We start from the raw sequence: 22625 nt of genomic DNA on the forward strand, positions 1-22625 counted from the left end.
TTACAATAAATTAAATTGCTTAAAGTGATGCGTAAAATGTTTTACGTGAAATTTTTTCCAGTATTCATAATCTAATTCGCCAAAAAACGGATGATTTTCGGTTGTAGTTTCTGTAAAATGATTTTTAAAATCATTAATTTGTACTACTAAATCATCAATTGCTTCTTGAATAGAATTAAATTTTTCTGGAGTAGGTTCATCAGATAAAATAGCGGCTCTAAAGCCAATATGCAATTCGCCATCTGTATCTAAAAATGGTTTTCTTCTAGCTGTTTTTTCATCAGAAACATAATAATCAGCATCAATTTTTCCATTAGAAATTTGCATCAACAAACTTAAATGTTCAATAACTTGTTGCCCATTCATTTTACCAAAAACAGGTTTTGTTATTTTGGTTAAAGTGTTTAATCTTTCAGAAATATCATCAATATTTAAAAAATTAATCCAATTTATTTTTGGTTTTCTTAATTCATTAAATTGAGTAACCACAGCAGAATGAGATACAGTTCTGGTTTCGAAATATTTGATAATTTTTTCTTTTTCTTGCTCATTAGCACCTAACTGATTTAAAATATTTTGCAAGTGCATTTTCATATGCCCATGCTGAATTCCTTTGGTTGTTAATGCTCTTAAAGCTGCAAAATTTTGTGCTAAACCTGCTGCAGCCATAATTTGCATTAAAGTTCTTGCAGATGGTTTTTGCAACATTTCTAAAGACAATTTAGCCATAGGATGCAAAGCTGTTAAACCACCAACAGTACCTAATGCTAACGGAATTTCTATCCAAAATTTAAAAACTCCATCATCAATAGAACAATGAGACAAACTCGAATACGAACCATTTCTAGAGGCATAAGCATGTGCACCAGCTTCTACTGCTCTAAAATCGTTACCAGTTGCTAAAACTACAGCATCAATTCCGTTCATAATTCCCTTATTATGTGTAACTGCTCTATAAGGTTCTATTTCTGCAATTTGTACAGCTTGATGAAATTTTTCTGCAAATTTCTGCGGGTTTTCTCCACCCAATTCTTCAATTTTACAACTCACTTCTGCCCTAACCAAACATTCAGGAACGTAGTTAGATAAGATACTCATTACAATTTCTATATCGTCTTTTTCAAACTTTTTAGCAATGGCTTCTAAACAAGAATTAATAAAATTTGCACCCATTGAATCTTTCGTTTCAAAAGTTACGTGCAATTGATAATAATTGGCAAGTTTAGCTGTTTTATCAATCAATTTTATATCTAAAATTCCTCCACCTCGTTTTTTCATATTTTTGGTGATGGAAGCAGTTGCCGCAAATAATTCTGTTTTATTTTGATTAAAATAAGTTTCTAAATCATTTTTATTGCCAGCGAACATAAAATGAACTTGCCCAATTTTAGTAGTAGAAATTACAGTTGTTTTAAAACCACCTCTTGTGCTCCAAAATTTACCTACTAAAGAAGCTGCTGCAACTACAGAACTTTCTTCTACAACCATAGGAATTACGTAGGTTCTGTCATTAATCACAAAATTAGGCGCAACACCAAATGGCATATAAAAATTAGAAATTGTGTTTTCTATAAAATCGTCATGCAGTTCTTGTAATTTGGTATCAACATTCCAATATTGTTTAATAATATTTACAGTTTCTGTTTGGTTGTGGAAATAGTTTTCTGTTAACCAATTAATTTTTTCTTCTTTGGTAAACTTCGAAAAACCAGATATAATTTTACTCATTTAAGTATCTATAAGCTATAAAGAACAAATATAAATGAAACCTTTCAAAAAATATGATATAATCAAGTTTTATGGTTTTTTAAGATATTTTTTGCTGATTTTTCCGTAAACTTGGCAAATCTTTATTAAAAACAAAGTCTCAAATGAAAAAAAGCCTCATTTTAGTAACAATTTTCACATTGATAACTTCTATAAATTACTCTCAACAAGATTCAAAAAACACTTCTGGCACCAAAGAAATTACCCTCGAAGAAATTTGGGATGGTACTTTTTCTGCAAAGAGAATGAACTCTTTAAACTCTATGAACGGAGATTTTTATTCGCTCTTAAATAGGGATAAAGACAGAAATACCTCTGTTGATAAATATAGTTATGCCACTTTAGAAAAAGTGGAAACCATTGTAAATAGTAAAGATTTACCAGAAATTGATGGTTTTCAATCTTACAGTTTTAATAATGACGAAACTAAAATTATTTTAGGTACAAATTTTAAAAAGATTTATAGACATTCTTATACAGGTACTTATTATGCTTATGATGTTGCCACTAAAAAAGTAACTTTAATAGGTGAAGACATTCAAGAACCTATTTTTTCTCCTGATAACAAAAAAGTAGCTTACGCAAAAAACAACGATCTTTTTATCAAAGATTTTTCTGAAAACAAAATTATCCAGGTTACTAAAGATGGAAAAAAGAATAGTATTATTAATGGTATTACAGATTGGGTTTACGAAGAAGAATTTGCTTTTGTAAGAGCTTTTGAATGGAGTAATAACAGCGAATATTTAGCTTTTTTACGTTTCGATGAAAGTAAAGTACCTACTTTTTCTATGGATATTGTTGGTAAAGAATTGTACCCAAGCCAACAAGTTTTTAAATATCCAAAAGCCGGAGAAAAAAATGCTGATGTAACTTTACATATGTACACTATTGCATCAGAAAATAGTAAAAAAATTGCTTTAGGTGATTATGAATATATACCAAGAATAAAATGGTCTAATGATGATAAAATTTTAATAGCAACTACTTTAAATCGTCATCAAAATGATTTAAAATTACATAAAGTTGATGCTGTAAAAAATACAACTTCTGTATTATTAAACGAAACCGATAAAGCTTATATAGATATTACAGACAACCTAACTTTTTTAGTTGATAATTCTTTTATCTGGACAAGCGAAAAAGATGGATACAATCATATTTATCATTATGATTTTGATGGAAAATTAATCAATCAAATTACAAAAGGAAATTGGGAAGTAACTCGTTATTATGGTTTTAACGAATCTAAAAAAACAATTTATTATCAATCTGTAGAAAACGGATCGATTAATAGAGGTGTTTATTCTATCAAACTAAATGGAAAAAACAAAAAGCTTTTAAGTAATGAAGATGGACAAAATTCAGCTGCTTTTAGTACTAATTTAAACTACTTTATCAATACGTTTTCATCCGCAGAAATTCCGCCAATTTATTCTTTATACAATGCTAAAGGTAAAATGCTGAAAGTAATTAAAGACAATGGAGAATTAAAGGAAGAATTAGCAGCATATAAAATGAGTCCGAAAGAATTTTCTACCATCAACATAAATGGTAATGATTTAAATATGTGGATGATAAAACCTGTAGATTTTGATGAAAGTAAAACTTACCCAATGTTTATGTTTCAATATTCAGGTCCAGGTTCTCAGCAAGTAGGTAATAAATGGAATGCCGCCAATGATTATTGGCACAATATGTTAGCCCAAAAAGGGATGATTGTAGTTTGTATTGATGGAAGAGGAACTGGTTTAAAAGGAGCAGAATTTAAAAAAATTACTCAAAAAGAATTAGGTAAATTTGAAGTTGAAGATCAAATAGCAGCTGCTAAAAAATTGGCTGAACGTTCTTATATTGATAAAAATAATATTGGTATTTGGGGTTGGTCTTATGGCGGATTTATGAGTACGAACGTATTGCTAAAAGGTAATGATATTTTTACAACTGCAATTGCTGTAGCACCAGTTACTTCTTGGCGTTTTTACGACACTGTATACACAGAACGCTATATGCAAACTCCGCAAGAAAATGCAAGTGGTTATGATGACAATTCACCAATAAATTATGCAGATAAGCTAGAAGGAAACTACTTATTAGTTCACGGAACAGGAGATGATAATGTACACGTACAAAACTCAATGAGAATGATAAATTCTTTAATTGAAGCCAACAAACAATTTGATATGTTTATTGTGCCAGACAGAACCCACGGAATTTACAAAGGAAGAAATACTAGATTAAATTTATACACCAAAATGACTAATTTTGTTGTAGAACATTTATTAAACTAATCGAATAAACCTTAAGAAATAAAAGTAGAATTATGTTAGATAAAGGAGTTAGCACAACTGTTGAAGAACCACAAATGTTTGGACATCCAAAAGGATTGTTCTATTTATTTTTTGCTGAATTATGGGAGCGTTTTAGTTTCTATGGAATGAGAGCATTACTTACGCTCTATATGGTTGAAAAAATATTTGCTGCAATTACAGAAAGAGATACAGCTACAGCTGTTGTTTACGCTTCCTATGGTTCTTTAGTGTATGCTTCTACAGTGATTGGAGGTCAAATTTCTGATAAAATTCTTGGTATGAGAGCCTCTATTTTTTTAGGAGGAATTTTAATGTCTTTAGGTCATTTTGTTTTAGCAATTGAAAATGATATCGCTTTCTTTTTGGCTTTAGCTTTTATTGTAGTTGGTAATGGTTTTTTTAAACCTAATATATCAACATTTGTAGGTGCTTTATATAAAGATGGTGATGTAAGAAAAGATTCTGGTTTTACCATTTTCTATATGGGTATTAATATTGGTGGTATGGTTGCACCTTTTTTGTGTGGTTTATTAGCTGTTAAATATGGGTATCATTATGGCTTTGGTTTAGCAGGAATTGGAATGTTAGCTGGTTTGATTTTTTTTTGGAGTGGAATTAAAAAAAATGTATTTGGAGACAAAGGTATGCCACCAAGTAAAGACGTTTATGAGAAAAAAATAATTGGAGTTCCTCAAAAAACATTAATTCCTATTGTTGCTTTTTTATGTGCTCCTGCTATTGCATGGTTATTATCTTCTTGGCAAGATAATTATGTTACAGGTATTTTTAAATTTATTGGTGTTGCTGTATTAGTATATCTTGGATATATTATATATAATTTAAAAACAAATGAAGCTAGAAAAAAGTTATTTATGGCTGTTTTAATTACATTTTTTATGACGCTTTTTTGGGGTTTCCATGAATTATCTGGAAGTGTAATTACCTTATTTGCCTCTAGAAATGTAGATTTAGAAGGTATAATGACTGCTGGTCAAACCAATGGGTTAAACTCTATGTTTATCATCATTTTAGCAATCCCAATTTCTTTATTATGGGGTTATTTATCTAAAAAAGGTATGAACCCAAGAACTCCCTATAAATTTGGTTTAGGATTACTTTTTGCAGGTTTAAGTTTTTATATTCTTTCAATAAGTGGAGCTAGTGCTAATGAAAACGGATTAGTTCCTTTTTATTATTTATTTGCAATGTATTTAATCATTTCTATTGGAGAGTTATTTATGTCACCTGTAGGTTTATCTAAAATCACAGATTTATCACCTAAAAACATTGTAGCTTTTATGATGGGAGTTTGGTTTTTATCATCCGCATTTGCTTTTCAAATAGTAGGATTTATTTCTGAACAATTAGCCATTGAAAATGTTCCAGGACAAGTTATTAACCCATTAGATACATTAGGTGTTTATACAGATGGTTTTAACCTAATAGCTATGTACGCTCTTGGTGCAGGAGCAATTGTTCTTTTATTTTCTCCATTAATGAAGAAATTATTAGGAAACGTGCATTAATTTTTAAGGAGAAAATAAAATTAACTTTGGCATATCATTTGTAAATGTTTCAATATGAAAAAAACATTTTTATTATTACTTATAATATTCGCTAGTTTTTCAACTAACGCTCAAGATGAAATTAAATGGCTTTCTTTCGAAAAAGCAATCGCTTTAAACAAAGAAAACCCGAAACCAATTTTAATTGATGTGTATACAGATTGGTGTGGTTATTGTAAAAAAATGGATAAAGAAACCTATGCCAATAAAGTAATTATCGATTATATAAATAAAAACTTTTATGCCATAAAATTAGATGGTGAAGGCAAAGAAGATATTGAATACAAAGGCTATACTTTTAAATATAAAAAGGAAGGTAGATCTGAATATCACGAATTATCTGCTGCTTTGCTAGAAGGACAATTATCATATCCTTCAACCGTTTTTATGTCTGATAAAGAAGAAATGCTTCAAAAGGTTCCTGGTTATTTATCAGCAGAACGCTTTGAAAAAATACTCGCTTTTTTTAATACAAAAGCATACAAAGATCAAGAATGGGTTAATTTTGAAAAAGATTTTAAAAGCAATATAAAACCTTAATTACTTAAAATATAAGCTCCTTTTTTTGCAGTGTCATGAAAAGGAGTTTTTTTATTCTCGGCTGTTTGCTGCCATCTTTTTACATAACTTTTATAGTTAGAACCATCTGCAATAATTTGTTTAGGTTTTAATTGCATTATCAATCTTTCTAAGTTGATTTTAGGTGATTGTTGCAACAAAACAATCGGATTTTTTAAATCATTTAACTGATAAATTCCTAAACTATCTACCACCAAAATAATTTCATTTTTAAATTGATAAATATTTGAAACATCATTATTTAAAGTCTGATGTATATTTTCTCCAATTCTATAAGAACTTAACAAACCTAAATTTTGGATATTGATACTATCTAAATCGTGATGAATTTCAACTTGTTCTCCTACTCTATTGCCAAGAATTGAATTTCTACTTTTATGAAAAACAATAAATTCTTCTTTTGTTTTCTTTTGATGTTTATGAACCAAAAAAACACTCTGAATAACTAAAATTGAACTAAGAAAATATATCAATCTTTTGGGTGATTTTTTCATTAAAAAAAGAACTCCAATAAACGTTGCTGTGTAAGTTGCTAACATCATAAAAAATGATAGCGAAATCTCTTTAAATAAAAATTGTTCTTGATGAGAAATCCAACTTACAAAACTGTTCATTACAGAAATAACATAACCATAGCAATTTGCCAAAAACTGTGGTAAAACTCCTATTAAAGCTAAGAATATTACTAAAATCCCTGCAACTAAAATAGCACCTAAAAACGGAATGATTATTAAATTAGAAAGCATAAACAAACCCGGAAACTGATGAAAATAGAATAAACTTAAAGGCAAAACTCCTATTTGAGCAGCAATTGAAACTGATGCTAATTGCCAAATTTTTTCATCAACTATAAATCTTGGCTTGTAAATTATATACAATTTCGGTTGAATTAAAATAATACCGAAAACCGCTAAATAACTCATTTGAAAACCTACATCAAATAAAAACATAGGTTTAAAAATCAATAATAAAAACATAGACGATATTAACGAAAACACAGAAACATTTTTCTGATTAAAAGACATACCAATCGCCAAAAAAGTAAACATAGTTACAGCTCTTGTTACAGATGCAGATAAACCTGCTATAAAAGCAAACATCCAAAGAAATAAAACAATACAGATTATTTTTATGAATTTTCCTTTTTTTAATCGTTCTAAAGGTTTTAACAACCAAGTTAAAATCAATAAAATAATACCAACGTGCAAACCAGATACAGCTAAAATATGTATGGCTCCTGCTTTAGAATAGTTTGCCAAAAGTTCTTTAGATATTTCTTGCCTTTGCCCTAATAACAAAGCGTTTATTACTGCTAATTCATCGTTTTTAAATTGATATTTTTGTAGCGATTCTTGTATTTTAGTTCTAAATTTTGCAGATAAACCTACCAATGAAAAGGGTTTAAAACCTAGTCTTATAAAATTATTTTTGCTAATAAATAGTTGTTGATGAATACCCTGTTTAGCTAAGTAAAACCGATAATCAAATTGATGTGGATTTAAAGGTTTATTAATTGCTTTAAAAGGTGATTTTACATAAAGGAGTTCATCAACTTTAAAAGGTTTAGCAACACTATCTTTTGATAAGTTTAATAATACTCTACCCCTAGTTTTTAGGCTATCTATTTGCAAAACTTCTGCTTCAAATTTATGGTGATATAAACTTGATTTTAGAACTTTATCAATCTTTAAAATAGCAGTAGAAGTACTAGTTAATTGTTTTTGATAATAGTTCTCATAATTCAAATCGTTGTTTACAAAAACAGAAAAAATCCCTAAAAAAAAGAAAAAAACAAACGCTAAAACAGTTCTTATAATTCTATTGTTGAGCAATAATATAAAACCTAAAAGAACAGAAAGTAATACCCCTATTTTAGTAAAACTAAAATGGCAAATTTTGATATAAAATTGTAAAACTATTCCTAGAATTATAGAAATAACAAAATGTAGAGGTAAATAACCTAGTATCTTTTTCATATAGCATGATAAAGATACTAAAAAAAAAAATCAAACCACTTATTTACAATACATTAGAAGCTTTCACAAACGTATTCTTCCAATATTTTTCTGACATCGAAGAGACAATTACACCTCTAGAAGTTGTAGCATGAATAAAAAATATTTGTCCGTTTTTAATCTCAGTTACCAAACCAACGTGATTAATTTGATTTGACCTTCGGCTTATTTTAAAGAATAATAAATCGCCTTTTTTCACTTTAGCTAAAGCAATTTTTTTACCCTCTTTTGCCATGTATCTAGAAGATCTAGGTAATGCAATATTTTCTTCGCCAAAAGAAACAAACACGACTCCAGAACAATCCATCCCTTTTCTTGTTGTGCCTCCGTATTTGTATTTTACACCTTTATATTTTAGTGCATTTGCAACAACTATATCTGCTTTTGATATTTTATTTTTTGTGTAATTTACAGCACTCGCAGAAGAAAAACAAGAACTTAAAACAAAGGTTAACATTATAAAAAGTAGTTTTTTCTTCATACGCTTAAGGCTTTAAATTTTCTATAATAAGTTTTGCTGTTTTTGTTGATGCTCCTTTACCACCTAACTTTTTCTCTAATTCAAAATAGTCTAAAAATAATTTTTCTCGGTGTTCTTGATCAAGTATTTTAGACAATTCTTTTTTAAGTTTTGTTTTTGTAAAATTGTTCTGAATTAATTCAGTAACAACCTCTTTATCCATAATTAAATTAACTAAAGAAATATATTTTAAGGTTATAATTCTTCTTGCTATTTGGTACGAAATAAAACTACCTTTATAACAAACTACTTGCGGCACTTTAAACAAAGCGGTTTCTAAAGTTGCTGTACCAGAAGCTACAATAGCTGCTGTTGATACCGATAATAAATCGTAGGTTTTATTGTTGATAAAACTTACATTTTTTGTTCCAATTATTCTTTGATAAAAAGAAAAATCTTGACTTGGTGCACCACCAATTACAAATTTATAATAAGGATAATCATCTACCAAAGACAACATTACAGAAAGCATTTTGGTTATTTCTTGTTTTCTACTTCCTGGTAATAAAGTAATTATTGGTTTATCTCCTAAATTATGCTCTTCTCTAAATTCTTCTACAGCTGTTTGTTCTCTATCTGCAATGGCATCAATTAAAGGATGCCCAACAAAATCTACTTTATAATCGAACTTTTTGTAAAACTCTTTTTCAAAAGGGAGAATTACAAACATTTTATCTACATCGTTTTTAATTGCTTTAACTCTTGTAGCTCTACTTGCCCAAACTTGTGGAGAAATATAATAATTAGTTTTATAGCCTTGTTGTTTTGCCCATTTTGCAATACGCAAATTAAAACCAGAATTATCGATAAAAATAATTACATCTGGTTGAAACAAATCAATATCACTTTTACAAAACTTAAGATATACAAGAATCTTGTTTAAGTTTTTAAGCACTTCGAAAAAACCCATAAAAGCTCTTTCTTTATAATGGCTTACTAAAGTACCACCAACTGATTTCATTAAATCTCCTCCCCAAAATTTAATATCTGCATCTGCATCTTCTTTATACAAGGCTTTCATTAAATTAGAACCATGTAAATCTCCTGAGGCTTCACCTGCTATAATGTAATATTTCATCAGATAAACTTTAAAATTAAGGTGGTTAAAGCAATAAAAATGGTTGTCATTAACACACCTTTTGCTCTGTTGTCTTGTTTCTTTTTGATAAAAATTAAGAACACAAATAAATTAGGAATTGCTGCTATAGATAGAATTTTACCATACAAAGCTCCATCTTCTATCAATTTTAAAGTTTCACTAAAACCAACATTAGAAAAATATTCTATATACAAAAAACAGCCTGCAAGCGTTGCAAATACAGAAACTAAAACTCCTATTAATATGTCTTTTTTTACAGTTCCCAAGAATTTAGTTTTTGAATCATATGATGTGCAGTTAAATCGAACTGAACAGGTACTATAGAAATATAACCGTTTTCTAAGGCATAAATATCTGTATCCTGACCTTTGTCTCTGTTTACAAACTCACCAGAAAGCCAGTAATATTCTTTACCAAACGGACTTTTTCTTTTATCAAAATCTTCTTTCCAAACACCCATTGCTTGTCTGCAGATTTTTGTTCCTTTTATTTCTTCTTCCTTTAAGTCAGGAATATTTACGTTTAAAACAATACCTTCTGGCAAACCATTTAACAAGGTATTTAGAGTAATGTTTTTTACAAAATTTTCGCAAGATTTAAAATCTGCATGCCATTTAAAATCTAATAACGAAAAACCTATTGCAGGAATCCCTTCTATACCAGCTTCTATTGCAGCACTCATTGTACCAGAATAAATAACATTAATCGATGAATTTGGTCCGTGATTAATACCAGAAACACATAAATCTGGCTTTTTATTTAGAATTTCGCTAATTGCCATTTTTACACAATCTGCAGGTGTACCAGAACACGTATATTCTAATTGAGGGCCATCATCAATTGTTATAGGATTACATGTCAATACATTATCAACAGTAATTGCGTGTCCCATTCCACTTTGTGGGCTATCTGGAGCAACAACAACTACTTCACCAATTTTGTTCATTATTTTAATAAGCGCTCTTATACCAGGAGCTGTAATTCCATCATCATTTGTTACTAAAATCAACGGTCTTTCATTCATAAAGAATAATTTTTAGATTTTAAATTTAAGTCTTTTAAACAAATGTAATTTATTTTAATCGATTTTCTTTTTAACATTTTATAAAGAACGAATACCTATTATTTTGAGTAATATTGTTAGTCAAACGAGTTACTAATTAAAGAAAGACTTTTCTAAATTTTAAAATAAATTGGTTTGATACTCTCAATTTTAAAAAAGTAAAAACCTAATTATCTCTTAAATTTTAGAGGTAATTATAAAAAGAGTTGATTCCTAAAAAATTTGGCACTATTTTAGTAGATTAGCAAGTGAGATTAGTAATTTTTAATTAAAATAACGACAGTAGATTTATGAAGACGAAATTTAAGTTTAGTACTACTTTATTGGCAATTGTTTTGTTGATAAATAGCATAGCAGTAAATGCATCAGAAAAAATTGAAACATCAAACCTTGATCCCGAAAAAGATAAAGTTTTAATTTATGTTTTAAAAAATATCTTAACAAGAGGTCATTTTGTGGTAAAAGATATGAACGATGATTTTTCTGAACACGTTTTTAATTCTTTTATTGATGGTTTAGACAGCAACAAAAGATATTTTACTCAAAAAGATATTAAAGAATTTTCGAAATATAAATATCAAATTGATAATCAACTTTTACAAGACGATTTAACTTTTTACAAATTAGTTTACGGGCGTTTTTTAAGTAAAATTAAAAATGCAAAATCTTATTATGGCGATTTATTGGCACAGCCTTTTAATTTTAATAAAAATGAAGTTATTGATTTAGATTATGAGAAAGTTCCTTTTGCTAAAAATGACAATGAATTAATCGATTATTGGAGAAAACAATTAAAACTGCAAACTTTAAGCAGAATCGAAGAACAAACTGATTTACAAGAAAGTAAACTTAAAAAGGATAAAAATTTCAAAGTAAAATCGTTTGCAACATTAGAAAAAGAAGCTAGAGCAAAAGTTCTAGAAAATATGGATGAATTGTACATAAGAATTGAAGAATTAGAACACGATGATTGGTTTTCTACCTTCTTAAATTCTGTTGTAGGGGCTTTTGATCCGCATACAACCTATATGGATCCTTCTATAAAAGAACGTTTTGACCAAACCATTTCTGGTAAATTAGAAGGTATTGGAGCACGTTTACAAAAAAAAGGAATTTACACACACGTTTTTGAATTGGTCGCTGGTGGCCCTGCTTCTAAACAAGGCGAATTAGAACCTGGTGATATTATTTTAAAAGTTGCACAAGGTGATGAAGAACCTTTAGATATTGTTGGTATGCGTTTAGATGATGCTATTAAATTTATCAAAGGAAAAAAAGGAACTGAAGTACAATTAACGGTTAAGAAAAAGTTAGATGGTTCTACAAAAGTAATTTCTATTATTAGAGATGTTGTACAACTTGATGAAACTTTTGTAAAATCGAGCATAGTAGAAAAGAACGGAAAAAAATATGCAATTATAGATTTACCTAGTTTTTACATCGACTTTTCTGATAACAATTACAGAGATTCTGCAAAAGATATGGAAAAGGAAATTGAAAGATTAAAAGCAGAAGGTGTAAATGGTTTAATTATAGATTTAAGAAATAATGGTGGTGGTTCTTTAAAAACAGCGATAGAAATATCTGGTTTATTTATTGATAAAGGCCCTGTTGTTCAAGTAAAATACAGAGGCGAAAGCCCAATTATTAAAAATGATATAGATCCTAAAATGCAATGGGATGGAGCTGTAGTCGTTTTGGTAAATGAATTTTCTGCATCAGCATCAGAAATTTTTGCAGCTGCAATGCAAGATTATAAAAGAGGTGTTATTTTAGGTGGTAATCAAACTTATGGTAAAGGAACTGTGCAGAATGTATTGCCTATCAATCAATTTTATCAAAAATATGAAGGTGATTTAGGTTATTTAAAAATGACTATTCAAAAATTCTACAGAGTTAATGGTGGTTCTACACAAAAAGAAGGTGTTTATTCTGATATTGCAATGCCAAGTAGATTGAGTTATATGAAATATGGTGAGCGTGATTTAGAAGATGCTTTAGATTGGGATAAAGTACCACAAGCTAACTATACTCAAACTAATTCTTATGCTAATTTTAATGATGTTGTTTACAACAGCAAACAAAGAATTGCAAATAGCGATAACTTTAAGTTGGTAAACGAATATGCTAAATGGCTTAAGAAAAATCAAGATGATACTTCGTATTCTTTAAATTATAAAACGTTTTTTAAAGAGAGTGAAATTAGAGAAAAAGAAGCTGAAAAATTCAAATCTGTTTTTGATTACAAATCGAATTTAACATTTACTTCACCACAATATGAGCAATCTTTATTTAAAGAAAATGAAGATTTAAAGGACAAAAGATTAGCTTGGCACAAAAACTTATCGAAAGATATGTATGTATCTGAAGCTCTAAATGTTTTAAGCGAATTAAAACTTAATAAAAAAACAGATATTGTTAAACATTAACAATTATTAAAATTAATTTTTAAGCCTGATATGTTTCTATAACATATCAGGTTTTTTATTTTTGAAATATGGAATTTAAAGTAGACTTTACAACAAAATGGTCAGATTTTGACCCAAACAGACATATGCGTCATACAGCATATAATGATTATGCAGCAGAAGTAAGAGTTCGTTTTTTTGCAGGCCAAAACTTTACACTAGAAGATTTTAGCAAACACAATATTGGCCCAATTCTTTTTACTGAAGAAACCTCTTTTAGAAAAGAAATTTATATTGGAGAAAATATTTCTGCAAACTTTAAAGTATCTGGTCTTTCTAAAGACAACGAACGCTGGAAGATAACACACGAAATCTTTAACCAAGCAGGAAAATTATCAGCAATAATAAAAGTTTATGGTGCTTGGTTAGATTTAAAAACTCGTAAATTAACTGTACCTCCAAAAGAAGCGCAACATTTATTTTTAGTAGCAGATAAAACTGATGACTTTGAAGAAATAATCTTAAAAAAATAATTACAAAAAAAAAACGTCTAAATTTCTTTAGACGTTTTTTTTATTCAGTCAATTAATATTCTACCAGAATAAAGCATACAATACTGCTAATAAAAGACAAACAACCATTGAACCTAAATTGAATAATGGAGATGTTTTAAATAATTCTTTAGAAATTTCTATACCTTTTTCATCATCTGCGCCTTTATTCTGTAAATAACTTAATACCATTGTCACTGCCATAGATAATAAAGTTGCAATTCCCATTTGATGCATCCAAGGCTCCAAAGCCACAATTGGTAAGAATTTTAAAGCTAATGCAATAGGAATTGATAATATAGCTCCCCAAATTGCTGCATTGTTGGTTGTTTTTTTCCAAAATAAACCTAACATAAAAACAGCTAAAATACCAGGACTAACAATACCTGTCCACTCTTGTATAAATTGAAAAGCTTGGTCTATACCACCTAATAATGGAGCAACAATTACAGCGATTAATAAAGAAGCTGCAGCAGAAATTCTCCCCACATTTACAGTTTGTTTATCATTTGCATTTTTGTTAATGTATTGCTTATAAATATCCATCGTAAAAATGGTTGATGTTGAATTTAACATAGATGCTAAAGAAGAAACAACAGCAGCAGCTAGTGCAGCAAAAGCAACACCTTTCAATCCTGTTGGTAAAAATTGTAATAACCAAGGATAAGCTTTGTCTGCTTGTTCAGGAGAAGGTGTATTTAACATACCAACTTCACCTAAATTTGCCATAATTGCTGGGTCATTTACCATAACATAGGCAGCTATACCTGGTACAACAACAATTAAAGGAATAATTAATTTTAAAAATGCAGCTAATAAAATACCTTTTTGAGATTCTTTTAAAGATTTTGCTGCTAAAGTTCTTTGTATAATATATTGATTAAAACCCCAGTAATATAAGTTTGCCACCCATAAACCACCAACTAAAACCCAGATTCCTGGTAAGTTTACATAGTTTTCATTACTTTCTTCTAAAATCATATGAAACTTTTCTGGTGCTGCTTCCCAAACTTTAGAGAAACCAGCTAACATTCCTTCTCCTCCAGAAACTGTATTTAAGGCTAAATAGGTTGTAATTAATCCTCCTAAAACTAAGAAAACTACTTGTATTACATCTGTCCAAGCAACAGCAGATAATCCACCATATAAAGAATAGGCAGCAGCAAATAATGCCAAACCAATTATAGCATACATCATATCTACACCCATAATGGTTTCTATTGCTAAACCTCCTAAATAAAGAACAGAAGCTAGATTTACAAAAATGTATAAAGCCAGCCAAAAAAGCGCTAAAATGGTTTTCAAGTTTGTAGAGAAACGTTTTTCAACAAATTCAGGAATGGTATATAAACCTTTTTCAATAAAAATTGGTAAAAAATATTTACCTACAATAATTAATGTTAAGGCTGCCATCCATTCGTAAGAAGCAATTGCAATACCCAATGCAAAACCTGAACCAGACATACCAATAAATTGTTCTGCTGAAATATTTGCTGCAATTAGTGAAGTACCAATGGCCCACCAAGGTAAAGATTTACTTGCTAAGAAATAATCTTCTGCGTTTTTTTGATGCCCTTTTTTATCACGCGAAACCCATAAACCTACACCTAAAATTAAAATGGCGTAAGCTACGAAAACTACATAGTCCCACATATCAAATCCTGCTGTCATAATTGTTTTTTTATTATTTGTTTAGTTAATTTTTGAATCTCAAATATACTATATAAACCAAAGATATAGTAATAACTAATGCAAAAACCAACACAACAAATGGCTTAAATTATACAATTAATTGAGTTTTTTTTTTGATAATACAATTAGATTTCAATAATTCACTTTTTAAAGCAGAATCAAGTTTTTTATAAGAAAAAAGGCTGTTCTATGTAGAACAGCCTTTCGCTAATTATCAAATTCAAATAATAAAAAGTTTATTTATTTACCTAAAAACTTAGGTTTAATTACTAACATTACCCAAGCCCAATTTTGAGTACCTGCAGCTGTAGCTTCTGTAATTCCTTTTAATTCATACATACCATCAGAAGCAAACATTTGAGAATATCCTGCTACTAATGCATAACCTTTAAACTTCTTTTTATACACTATATCTAATTCTGTCCCTAAAGATTTTTCTCCACTTGCTAAAGCTTGTTCTCCACTAAAATTTAATGCTTTTACTAACAAGCTAGAACCTTTACCTAAATTAAAATTAGCACTTACATGAAAATCTACCAAACCAATTGAGTTTGCATGATTCCCCACATAAAAATAATCCATAAAACCATTAAATTTATGATTTGTACCATATAAAGGAAAGAATGCTCCTGTTTCACCTGCTGCACCATCATTACCACTTATAGACTCGAAACCTGCTCCTAATGTAACTTTATCTGATGCTTTAAGTGATGCATCTAAACTAAATAAATAAGCTCCTTTTACATCTAAAGCTCCTTGTCTTTTACCTGTTTGTAAAAAAGCATTAGCAGCTAAACCAAAACTACCAGATTTGTAATTTAAATGCGTACCAATAGTTTGTAAATTACTTACACCATCTGCTGCACTTGCTGCATCAAACTCTTGAAAACCATTATTTAAAAGTAACAAACTACCAGTAAATTTTGTCCAACTTTGTTTCATATATAACATTTGCATTGTTTTGTATGAGAAAAAACCTGTTGTATTATAAGCAGTTCCTGATGAAATAAAACCTGTTGGATTAGAGTAGTCTTGATTAAAAGCAAACGCAAAATCTAACATAAATTTATCCTTTTTATATTTAATTAAAGCAGCATCATGATTTCTACCTTGTTGTGCCCAATCTAAACCGCCTAAAATTCTTTGATCATCGTAAGAAAGTACTTGACGACCAATTTTTGTTGTAGTATTTTCTCCTAATTTAAGAGAAGCCCAAGCTTGAAAGACTGCAAATGAATTATTAGCATCATAAGGTAAAATCTGTCTATTTTCTCCCCAAACCATAACATCTTGTAAGCTGATAAAAACATTGTAAGCATCAGTTTTAAAACCTGCATTTAATCTTGCTCTGGTCGAAATTCCAAAACCCGCATCTGCTGCATCTGAAATTAAACTACCAAATCCGTTTCTGTATTCTGTACGTGGTCGAAATTCACCATCTAATGTAAATTGTGCATTTACGAATTGAAAACTCACTAACAATAAGGCTAAAATTATGTATTGTTTTTTCATTGTGTTTGTTTTAAAATTTAATTTATTTGTTTGTTTGTTTGTTTGTTTGTTGTTTAGTGTTCTAGAAAGTCTATTAAATGCTTCCTGTATTTGTAATAATCTTGGTGTTCTAAAACTGATTTTCTTGTTCTTGGTCTTTTAAAATCGATATCTAAAATATCTCCAATTTTTGCTCTTGGGCCACTTGTCATCATTACAACTCTATCTGCTAAAAAGATTGCTTCATCAACATCATGAGTAATCATAACAGCTGTAATTTTTTCTTTGTTCCAAATTTCGATTAAGATGTCTTGCAACTCTCCTCTTGTTAAAGAATCTAGCATACCAAAAGGTTCATCTAGCAATAATACTTTCGGTTTTATAGCAAATGCTCTTGCAATACCAACTCTTTGTTGCATTCCTTGCGATAATTCACTTGCTTTTTTATGAAATGCATCTTCTAAACCTACTTTTTGCAAATAATATTTAGCAATATCATTTCTTTGTTTTTTTGTTGCGTGAGGAAAAACTTGATTTACCCCAAGTAATACATTTTGTAAGGAAGTCATCCATGGCATTAAACTTGGCGATTGAAAAATTACACCTCTATCTGGACCTGGACCTTTAATATGTTTACCAAGTACCGCAATGTTACCTCCAGAAATTGGGTTTAAACCTGCAATCATAGAAAGCATTGTTGTTTTTCCACAACCAGAATGCCCAATGATAGTTACAAATTCTTCTTTTCGAATTTGCAAGTTTAAATTTTCTAATACTACATAATCTCCTTTTGGAGTTGGGTAAACTTTCTTTAAATCATTGAGATCTAACATTACATCATTAGATGGAAATTTTCCGTTTTCTAAAACATTTTTTGTGATGGTATTTTCAGTAATTATGCTCATAATTTTTCCTATCTAAATTGATTAACAAAATCTTTTGGTGCTACATCTGGTAATATAAATTCTTCTTTCGCTTCAGATTTACGTTCGTTTCCTATATCCATCAAATATTCAATAATTGCGTTTCTAGTTTTCTTAAAACTTTCGCTATCATTCATTTCTGTTTTATCTCTAGGTCTCTCTAAATCGATTTTAAATTCAGGTCCTAAAGTTGCATTTGGCCCAGGTCTTAAAGGAATAATTCTATCTGCCATATAAATGCCCTCATCAACATCATTGGTAATTAATAAAGCTGTTCTTTTATCTTTTCCCCAAATATTTAAGATTTGATCTTGTAAATTACCACGAGTTAAAGCATCTAAAGCTCCAAGAGGTTCATCCATAATAATCATATCTGGTTTCATAGATAAAGCTCTAGCAACAGCAACTCTTTGACGCATTCCTCCAGATAATTCTTTTGGAAGTTTATTAATAGCAGGTGTTAAACTAACCATATCTATGTAGTGTGCAGCTTTACGTTTCCAGACCGCTTTTTCTCTTTTAGGGAAAGCTTCTTTTACTGCCATCAAAACATTTTGTTCTACAGTTAACCAAGGTAATAATGAATAGTTTTGAAAAATTACACCACGTTCATGACTTGTACCAGAAACAGGTTCTCCTTTAAATAAAACCTCTCCACTTGTTGGTTTTATTAATCCGTTTATTAAGTTTACTAAAGTTGTTTTTCCACTACCAGTAAAACCAACTATAGCAACAAATTCTCCTTCTTCTATTTTTAAGTTGATGTTAGACAATACTTCTGTCTCATTATCTCCTTGACCATAGGTTTTGCAAATATTATTTAACTCTAAATATGCCATCTTTTTATTTTATTTGGGCGTTACCTAAAAAGGTCGGGCTTTCCACTATATCTTTTTTATTAAAAAAAATAAAAAAGGATGCCGTTTCAATCCCTAACACAGGTATCAACTCTTATTTATATTGCATCCGTTTTATCAAAAGACACCCAGTTCTGTATGGTTAACATTAATCGATCTAATAAGAAACCAATAATACCAATCACAAACATTGCTACAATAATTTTTGCATTAGAATCGTTAGCTCCATTCTGGAATTCCTCCCAAACAAACAATCCTAAACCAGGACTTTGAGCCAAAAGTTCAATGGCAATTAAAACCATCCAAGCTACTGATAATGTAATTTTTAAACCTGTAAATATTAATGGTAAAGATGATGGTAATACTACTTTAAATATCTTTTGAAAAGTTCCTAATTTTAAAACTTTTGCCACGTTTATGTAATCTTTATCTACAGAAGAAACTCCCATTGCTGTATTTACCAATGTTGCCCACATAGAACATAAACCCACACTTATAAATGAAATGGTAAATGAACTATCATCTGCAGAGCCTATTAATAATGTTTTTACAATCATAAAAACCAATAAATACCAAACTACAGGAGATACTGGTTTAAATATTTGTATAAACCAATTGAAAGCACTTTTTAAAGTTGGACTTAATCCGATAAAAATACCAAGAGGAACCGCAATAAATAATGCCAATAAAAAGCCTGCAAATACCGTTTGTAAACTTCTAAAGATTTGATCTACAAAAGAGGGTCTACCAGTATAAACAATAGCATCTTTACCATCTGCAATTCTTTTAGCATTTAAAGTCGCTGTTTTTTCTGCAAATGCAGCTTTGTCTGCACTAATTATATTGTGATCTCTTAATAAAGATTGAAAAGAATCCCAAACCTGACTTGGAGATGGCAATGTATTTGGCTGACAACTAGATTCGCCAGAAGCAATACAAGCTGTTAAAGCATCTGCTGCAACTTGACCTTGATCTTGTAAAGCTTTTTCAATTTTATATTCTGCCTCTATATTATATAAAGATTTTGCGCCTAAATGCCATAAAAGAAAGAACAATAAAATGGAAGCAAGTGGAACAATAAACTTGCGTAGTAAATTTTTAAAGTCTTCTTTCTCTAGCTTTCCAGTAAATAGATCTTTTAATGTTGTAAAAAAACCTAGTCCTATAAAATTAGATACTTTTCCTAATGTTAAACTTGCTTTCATAATATTTAGATTTATAAGTTCTCGATACAATTTCTCATTCTTCGAAATCACTCGAACTGACACCAAAAATTGTCACATCGAGTGATTCTGATTTTTCATCAGAATCGTATCGAGATGTTATTTTACTTTTTGTCTTTATTACCTATCAAAAAACTGTTGATATATCCTATAGGATCTTTTGCATCGTAAGTAGTACCATCAATAAAATCTGCTGTTGCTGGTTTGTAACCATCTGTTGCAGGAATATCTGTTGCAGGAATATTACCTTCTTCTACTAAAAGTGCTGCTGCTTTTTTCCAAATATCTGGTCTATATATATCTTTGATTGTTGATGAATACCAATCTGCAGTTTTAGCTTCTGGTATTTGTCCCCATCTTCTCATTTGAGTTAAGAACCAGATTCCATCAGAATAGAAAGGATAAGTTGCATTGTATTTATAGAAAACATTAAAATCTTCCATTTCTCTTTTATCACCTTTTTCAAATTCGAAAGTACCTGTCATTGAGTTTGCTAAAACCTCTACTGGAGCTCCAACATACTGACTCATAGACAAAATTTGCACAGCTTCTTTTCTGTTTTCTGGTTTGTCTAACCATTTACCTGCTCTAATTAATGCTTTTGTAACTGCAACCGCTGTATTTGGGTTTTCTTCGATAAACTTCTCTGTCATTACAAATACTTTTTCAGGATTGTTTTTCCAGATGTCGTAGTTTGTAACTACAGGCACTCCAATTCCTTTAAAAACAGCTTGTTGATTCCAAGGTTCACCAACACAATACCCAAAAATAGTACCTGCTTCTAAAGTTGCTGGCATTTGTGGTGGTGGAGTTACAGATAATAAAACCTCAGCATCAATTTGACCTTGTACATTTTCTTTGGTGTACATACCTGGGTGAATCCCTGCTGCTGCTAACCAATATCTAATTTCGTAATTGTGAGTAGAAACCGGAAAAACCATTCCCATTTTAAAGGCTTTACCAGAATTTTTATATTCTGTAATTACTGGTTTTAAAGCGTCTGCTTTTATAGGATGAATTGGTTTTCCATCTCCATCAGTTGGTACATTTGGTTTCATTTTAGACCAAACATCGTTAGAAACTGTAATTCCATTTCCGTTTAAATCCATAGAAAAAGGAGTTACTAATTTTGCTTGACGACCAAAACCTGCACCAGCAGCAATTGGCTGACCTGCTAACATATGAGAACCATCTAATTGACCATCTATAACTCTATCTAAAACATTTTTCCAGTTTGATTGTGCTTCTACAGAAACAAATAAACCTTCGTCTTCGAAAAACCCTTTTTCTTTAGCAATTGCTAAAGGTGCCATATCTGTTAATTTGATAAAACCAAAAGTTAATTGTGGTTTTTCTATATCTAATTGTTTCGTTTTTGATGTTGTTACAACTTCTGTTGTTGTTTCTTTCTTTGTTCCTTTTCCACCACAAGCAAATAATAACATTGCTATTGGTAAAATGTAAATTGTTTTTTTGAATAGAGCTTTCATTGTTTTGTAAGTTTTATTAATCTACGTATTAATACTTATTTTTTTAACAAATATATACCTAGTTATTATTTAAACTTATGGTATTACACATACAAAAAGCTCTTTTTAAAACATATTAAAACCTATCAAAAAACATACTTTTAAAATAAAATACTATCAATCATTGTTTTAACTAGAACACAAATACTAAGTAAAAAATTAGATATACTTATTTTTCATAAAAAACAACTACGTAAAAAAGTCTTTCAATTAAAAAAAGAAAGACTTTATGGTTCAAATAAAAAAAGGGAAACTAATATTATGAATCTAAATAGTAATTATGCTCGCTGATTTCGTTTTTAAGTGCTTGAAGATTTGTAATACCAATTTTTTTGCCTTTACCAATAATTAAACCTTCTTTTTTTAATAAAGAAAAAACCCTAATTACCTGCTCTTCTGTTGTACCTGCATAATCTGCATATTCTTTTCTACTTAATGGTAAGTTTAAAAAACCTCTTAAATCGCCAAATTTTCTGTTGATGTACAATAAAGTATCTATAACACGTTCACGAACCGTCATTTGAGAAATGGACTTTACTTTAGATTCACTTCTATTGAGTTCGTTAGCGTAAAACAACATCATATCATAAGCGAACTTAGGGTTTTTTAATAAAGCTTCTTGCAAATCTGCTTTAGAAAAATAACACAAAATAGTGTCTTGCAAAGCAATTGCACCAATAGAATAATATTCTTCAGTACCAAAACCTCTGTGACCTATTATTTCGCCTTCTTTTGCAAAACGAACAATTTGCTCACGACCATTAATACCTGTTCTAAATACTTTTACAGTACCTTTTAAAATAAAAAATAAGCCATTTACAGGAGCACCTTCAATAATAAATTGTTGCCCTTTTTTACATCTGAGCGATTTTTTATTATCAACAAAAGAAGGATTAATTAAGTTATCTATATTTTTCTTAATCAAACAATTGGCATTAGCACAAGACATACAAGAAAAATCATTTATTACTTTTCTTGTGCTTTTTAACGCTATGTTTTGATTTAATGTCAAAGTATTTCTAATTTCTATA

Annotated in this window: 18 protein-coding genes; 5 read left to right on the forward strand and 13 right to left on the reverse strand. The window is 29.6% G+C overall.

What is annotated here, in order from left to right:
- Positions 1-1728 carry a hydroxymethylglutaryl-CoA reductase, degradative gene (locus BW723_RS00785; protein ID WP_068363924.1) on the reverse strand — a complete coding sequence of 576 codons (1728 nt, stop codon included), beginning with the start codon at positions 1726-1728 and terminating at the stop codon, positions 1-3.
- 143 nt (positions 1729-1871) lie between these two features.
- Between BW723_RS00785 and BW723_RS00790 the strand changes: the two genes are divergently transcribed.
- From BW723_RS00790 to BW723_RS00800, 3 genes are read left to right on the forward strand one after another with little or no spacing between them, the layout of a single operon-like run.
- Positions 1872-4058 carry a S9 family peptidase gene (locus BW723_RS00790; protein WP_068363921.1) on the forward strand — a complete coding sequence of 729 codons (2187 nt, stop codon included), beginning with the start codon at positions 1872-1874 and terminating at the stop codon, positions 4056-4058.
- A 32-nt stretch (positions 4059-4090) separates the two neighbouring features.
- The gene (locus BW723_RS00795) at positions 4091-5605 is read left to right on the forward strand and encodes a peptide MFS transporter (RefSeq protein WP_068363918.1); all 1515 of its coding nucleotides are present in this window, start codon (positions 4091-4093) and stop codon (positions 5603-5605) included.
- 54 nt (positions 5606-5659) lie between these two features.
- Entirely contained in the window at positions 5660-6184 is a 525-nt protein-coding gene (locus BW723_RS00800) for a thioredoxin family protein (RefSeq protein WP_068363914.1), read from the forward strand.
- Here BW723_RS00800 and BW723_RS00805 read toward each other — a convergent pair.
- The 5 genes from BW723_RS00805 to surE are packed head-to-tail and all read right to left on the reverse strand — an operon-like array spanning position 6181 to position 10881.
- Complete coding sequence (locus BW723_RS00805; RefSeq protein WP_068363911.1) at positions 6181-8199, reverse strand: ComEC/Rec2 family competence protein; 2019 nt, start codon at positions 8197-8199, stop codon at positions 6181-6183. The two genes, BW723_RS00800 and BW723_RS00805, sit on opposite strands and share 4 nt — an antisense overlap.
- Before the next feature lie 43 nt (positions 8200-8242).
- Positions 8243-8719, reverse strand: coding sequence for a C40 family peptidase (locus tag BW723_RS00810; RefSeq protein WP_068363908.1), 477 nt, complete (start codon positions 8717-8719; stop codon positions 8243-8245).
- 4 nt (positions 8720-8723) lie between these two features.
- Positions 8724-9836 carry a lipid-A-disaccharide synthase gene (gene lpxB, locus BW723_RS00815; RefSeq protein ID WP_068363905.1) on the reverse strand — a complete coding sequence of 371 codons (1113 nt, stop codon included), beginning with the start codon at positions 9834-9836 and terminating at the stop codon, positions 8724-8726.
- Positions 9836-10123, reverse strand: coding sequence for a hypothetical protein (locus tag BW723_RS00820; RefSeq protein ID WP_068363902.1), 288 nt, complete (start codon positions 10121-10123; stop codon positions 9836-9838). The genes lpxB and BW723_RS00820 overlap by 1 nt, the downstream gene beginning before the upstream one ends.
- On the reverse strand, positions 10111-10881 hold the full coding sequence (gene surE / locus BW723_RS00825) for a 5'/3'-nucleotidase SurE (protein ID WP_068363899.1): 771 nt from the start codon (positions 10879-10881) through the stop codon (positions 10111-10113). Before surE ends, BW723_RS00820 begins: the two co-directional genes overlap by 13 nt.
- A 329-nt stretch (positions 10882-11210) precedes the next feature.
- On the opposite strand from surE, the gene BW723_RS00830 reads away from it, so the two are divergent.
- A complete protein-coding gene (locus BW723_RS00830) occupies positions 11211-13349 on the forward strand; it encodes a carboxy terminal-processing peptidase (RefSeq protein ID WP_068363896.1) in 2139 nt (712 codons plus the stop codon).
- Between the two features lie 68 nt (positions 13350-13417).
- Positions 13418-13861: an acyl-CoA thioesterase gene (locus tag BW723_RS00835; RefSeq protein WP_068363893.1), complete on the forward strand. Its 444-nt coding sequence runs from the start codon at positions 13418-13420 to the stop codon at positions 13859-13861.
- A gap of 60 nt (positions 13862-13921) precedes the next feature.
- On the opposite strand, the gene BW723_RS00840 is transcribed toward BW723_RS00835, so the two are convergent.
- The 7 genes from BW723_RS00840 to BW723_RS00870 form a co-directional block, all read right to left on the reverse strand.
- Positions 13922-15550, reverse strand: a complete 1629-nt coding sequence (locus tag BW723_RS00840; RefSeq protein WP_068363890.1) for a sodium/sugar symporter — start codon at positions 15548-15550, stop codon at positions 13922-13924.
- A gap of 261 nt (positions 15551-15811) precedes the next feature.
- Positions 15812-17083, reverse strand: coding sequence for an alginate export family protein (locus tag BW723_RS00845; RefSeq protein ID WP_068363887.1), 1272 nt, complete (start codon positions 17081-17083; stop codon positions 15812-15814).
- A gap of 53 nt (positions 17084-17136) precedes the next feature.
- A complete protein-coding gene (locus BW723_RS00850; protein ID WP_068363884.1) occupies positions 17137-17967 on the reverse strand; it encodes an ABC transporter ATP-binding protein in 831 nt (276 codons plus the stop codon).
- Positions 17968-17975: 8 nt separating this feature from the next.
- On the reverse strand, positions 17976-18824 hold the full coding sequence (locus tag BW723_RS00855) for an ABC transporter ATP-binding protein (RefSeq protein ID WP_068363881.1): 849 nt from the start codon (positions 18822-18824) through the stop codon (positions 17976-17978).
- 116 nt (positions 18825-18940) lie between these two features.
- A complete protein-coding gene (locus BW723_RS00860) occupies positions 18941-20047 on the reverse strand; it encodes an ABC transporter permease (RefSeq protein ID WP_068363876.1) in 1107 nt (368 codons plus the stop codon).
- A 122-nt stretch (positions 20048-20169) separates the two neighbouring features.
- A complete protein-coding gene (locus BW723_RS00865) occupies positions 20170-21555 on the reverse strand; it encodes a CmpA/NrtA family ABC transporter substrate-binding protein (protein WP_068363873.1) in 1386 nt (461 codons plus the stop codon).
- A 298-nt stretch (positions 21556-21853) separates the two neighbouring features.
- Entirely contained in the window at positions 21854-22606 is a 753-nt protein-coding gene (locus tag BW723_RS00870) for a Crp/Fnr family transcriptional regulator (protein WP_226789229.1), read from the reverse strand.
- Positions 22607-22625: the final 19 nt, after the last annotated feature.

Origin of the sequence: Polaribacter reichenbachii (assembly GCF_001975665.1) — a bacterium.
GTDB lineage: Bacteria > Bacteroidota > Bacteroidia > Flavobacteriales > Flavobacteriaceae > Polaribacter > Polaribacter reichenbachii.

Coding starts and splice junctions, on each gene's coding strand:
- BW723_RS00785 (WP_068363924.1), bottom strand. CDS start 1,728: ATGAGTAAAATTATATCTGGTTTTTCGAAGTTTACCAAAGAAGAAAAA.
- BW723_RS00790 (WP_068363921.1), top strand. CDS start 1,872: ATGAAAAAAAGCCTCATTTTAGTAACAATTTTCACATTGATAACTTCT.
- BW723_RS00795 (WP_068363918.1), top strand. CDS start 4,091: ATGTTAGATAAAGGAGTTAGCACAACTGTTGAAGAACCACAAATGTTT.
- BW723_RS00800 (WP_068363914.1), top strand. CDS start 5,660: ATGAAAAAAACATTTTTATTATTACTTATAATATTCGCTAGTTTTTCA.
- BW723_RS00805 (WP_068363911.1), bottom strand. CDS start 8,199: ATGAAAAAGATACTAGGTTATTTACCTCTACATTTTGTTATTTCTATA.
- BW723_RS00810 (WP_068363908.1), bottom strand. CDS start 8,719: ATGAAGAAAAAACTACTTTTTATAATGTTAACCTTTGTTTTAAGTTCT.
- lpxB (WP_068363905.1), bottom strand. CDS start 9,836: ATGAAATATTACATTATAGCAGGTGAAGCCTCAGGAGATTTACATGGT.
- surE (WP_068363899.1), bottom strand. CDS start 10,881: ATGAATGAAAGACCGTTGATTTTAGTAACAAATGATGATGGAATTACA.
- BW723_RS00830 (WP_068363896.1), top strand. CDS start 11,211: ATGAAGACGAAATTTAAGTTTAGTACTACTTTATTGGCAATTGTTTTG.
- BW723_RS00835 (WP_068363893.1), top strand. CDS start 13,418: ATGGAATTTAAAGTAGACTTTACAACAAAATGGTCAGATTTTGACCCA.
- BW723_RS00840 (WP_068363890.1), bottom strand. CDS start 15,550: ATGACAGCAGGATTTGATATGTGGGACTATGTAGTTTTCGTAGCTTAC.
- BW723_RS00845 (WP_068363887.1), bottom strand. CDS start 17,083: ATGAAAAAACAATACATAATTTTAGCCTTATTGTTAGTGAGTTTTCAA.
- BW723_RS00850 (WP_068363884.1), bottom strand. CDS start 17,967: ATGAGCATAATTACTGAAAATACCATCACAAAAAATGTTTTAGAAAAC.
- BW723_RS00855 (WP_068363881.1), bottom strand. CDS start 18,824: ATGGCATATTTAGAGTTAAATAATATTTGCAAAACCTATGGTCAAGGA.
- BW723_RS00860 (WP_068363876.1), bottom strand. CDS start 20,047: ATGAAAGCAAGTTTAACATTAGGAAAAGTATCTAATTTTATAGGACTA.
- BW723_RS00865 (WP_068363873.1), bottom strand. CDS start 21,555: ATGAAAGCTCTATTCAAAAAAACAATTTACATTTTACCAATAGCAATG.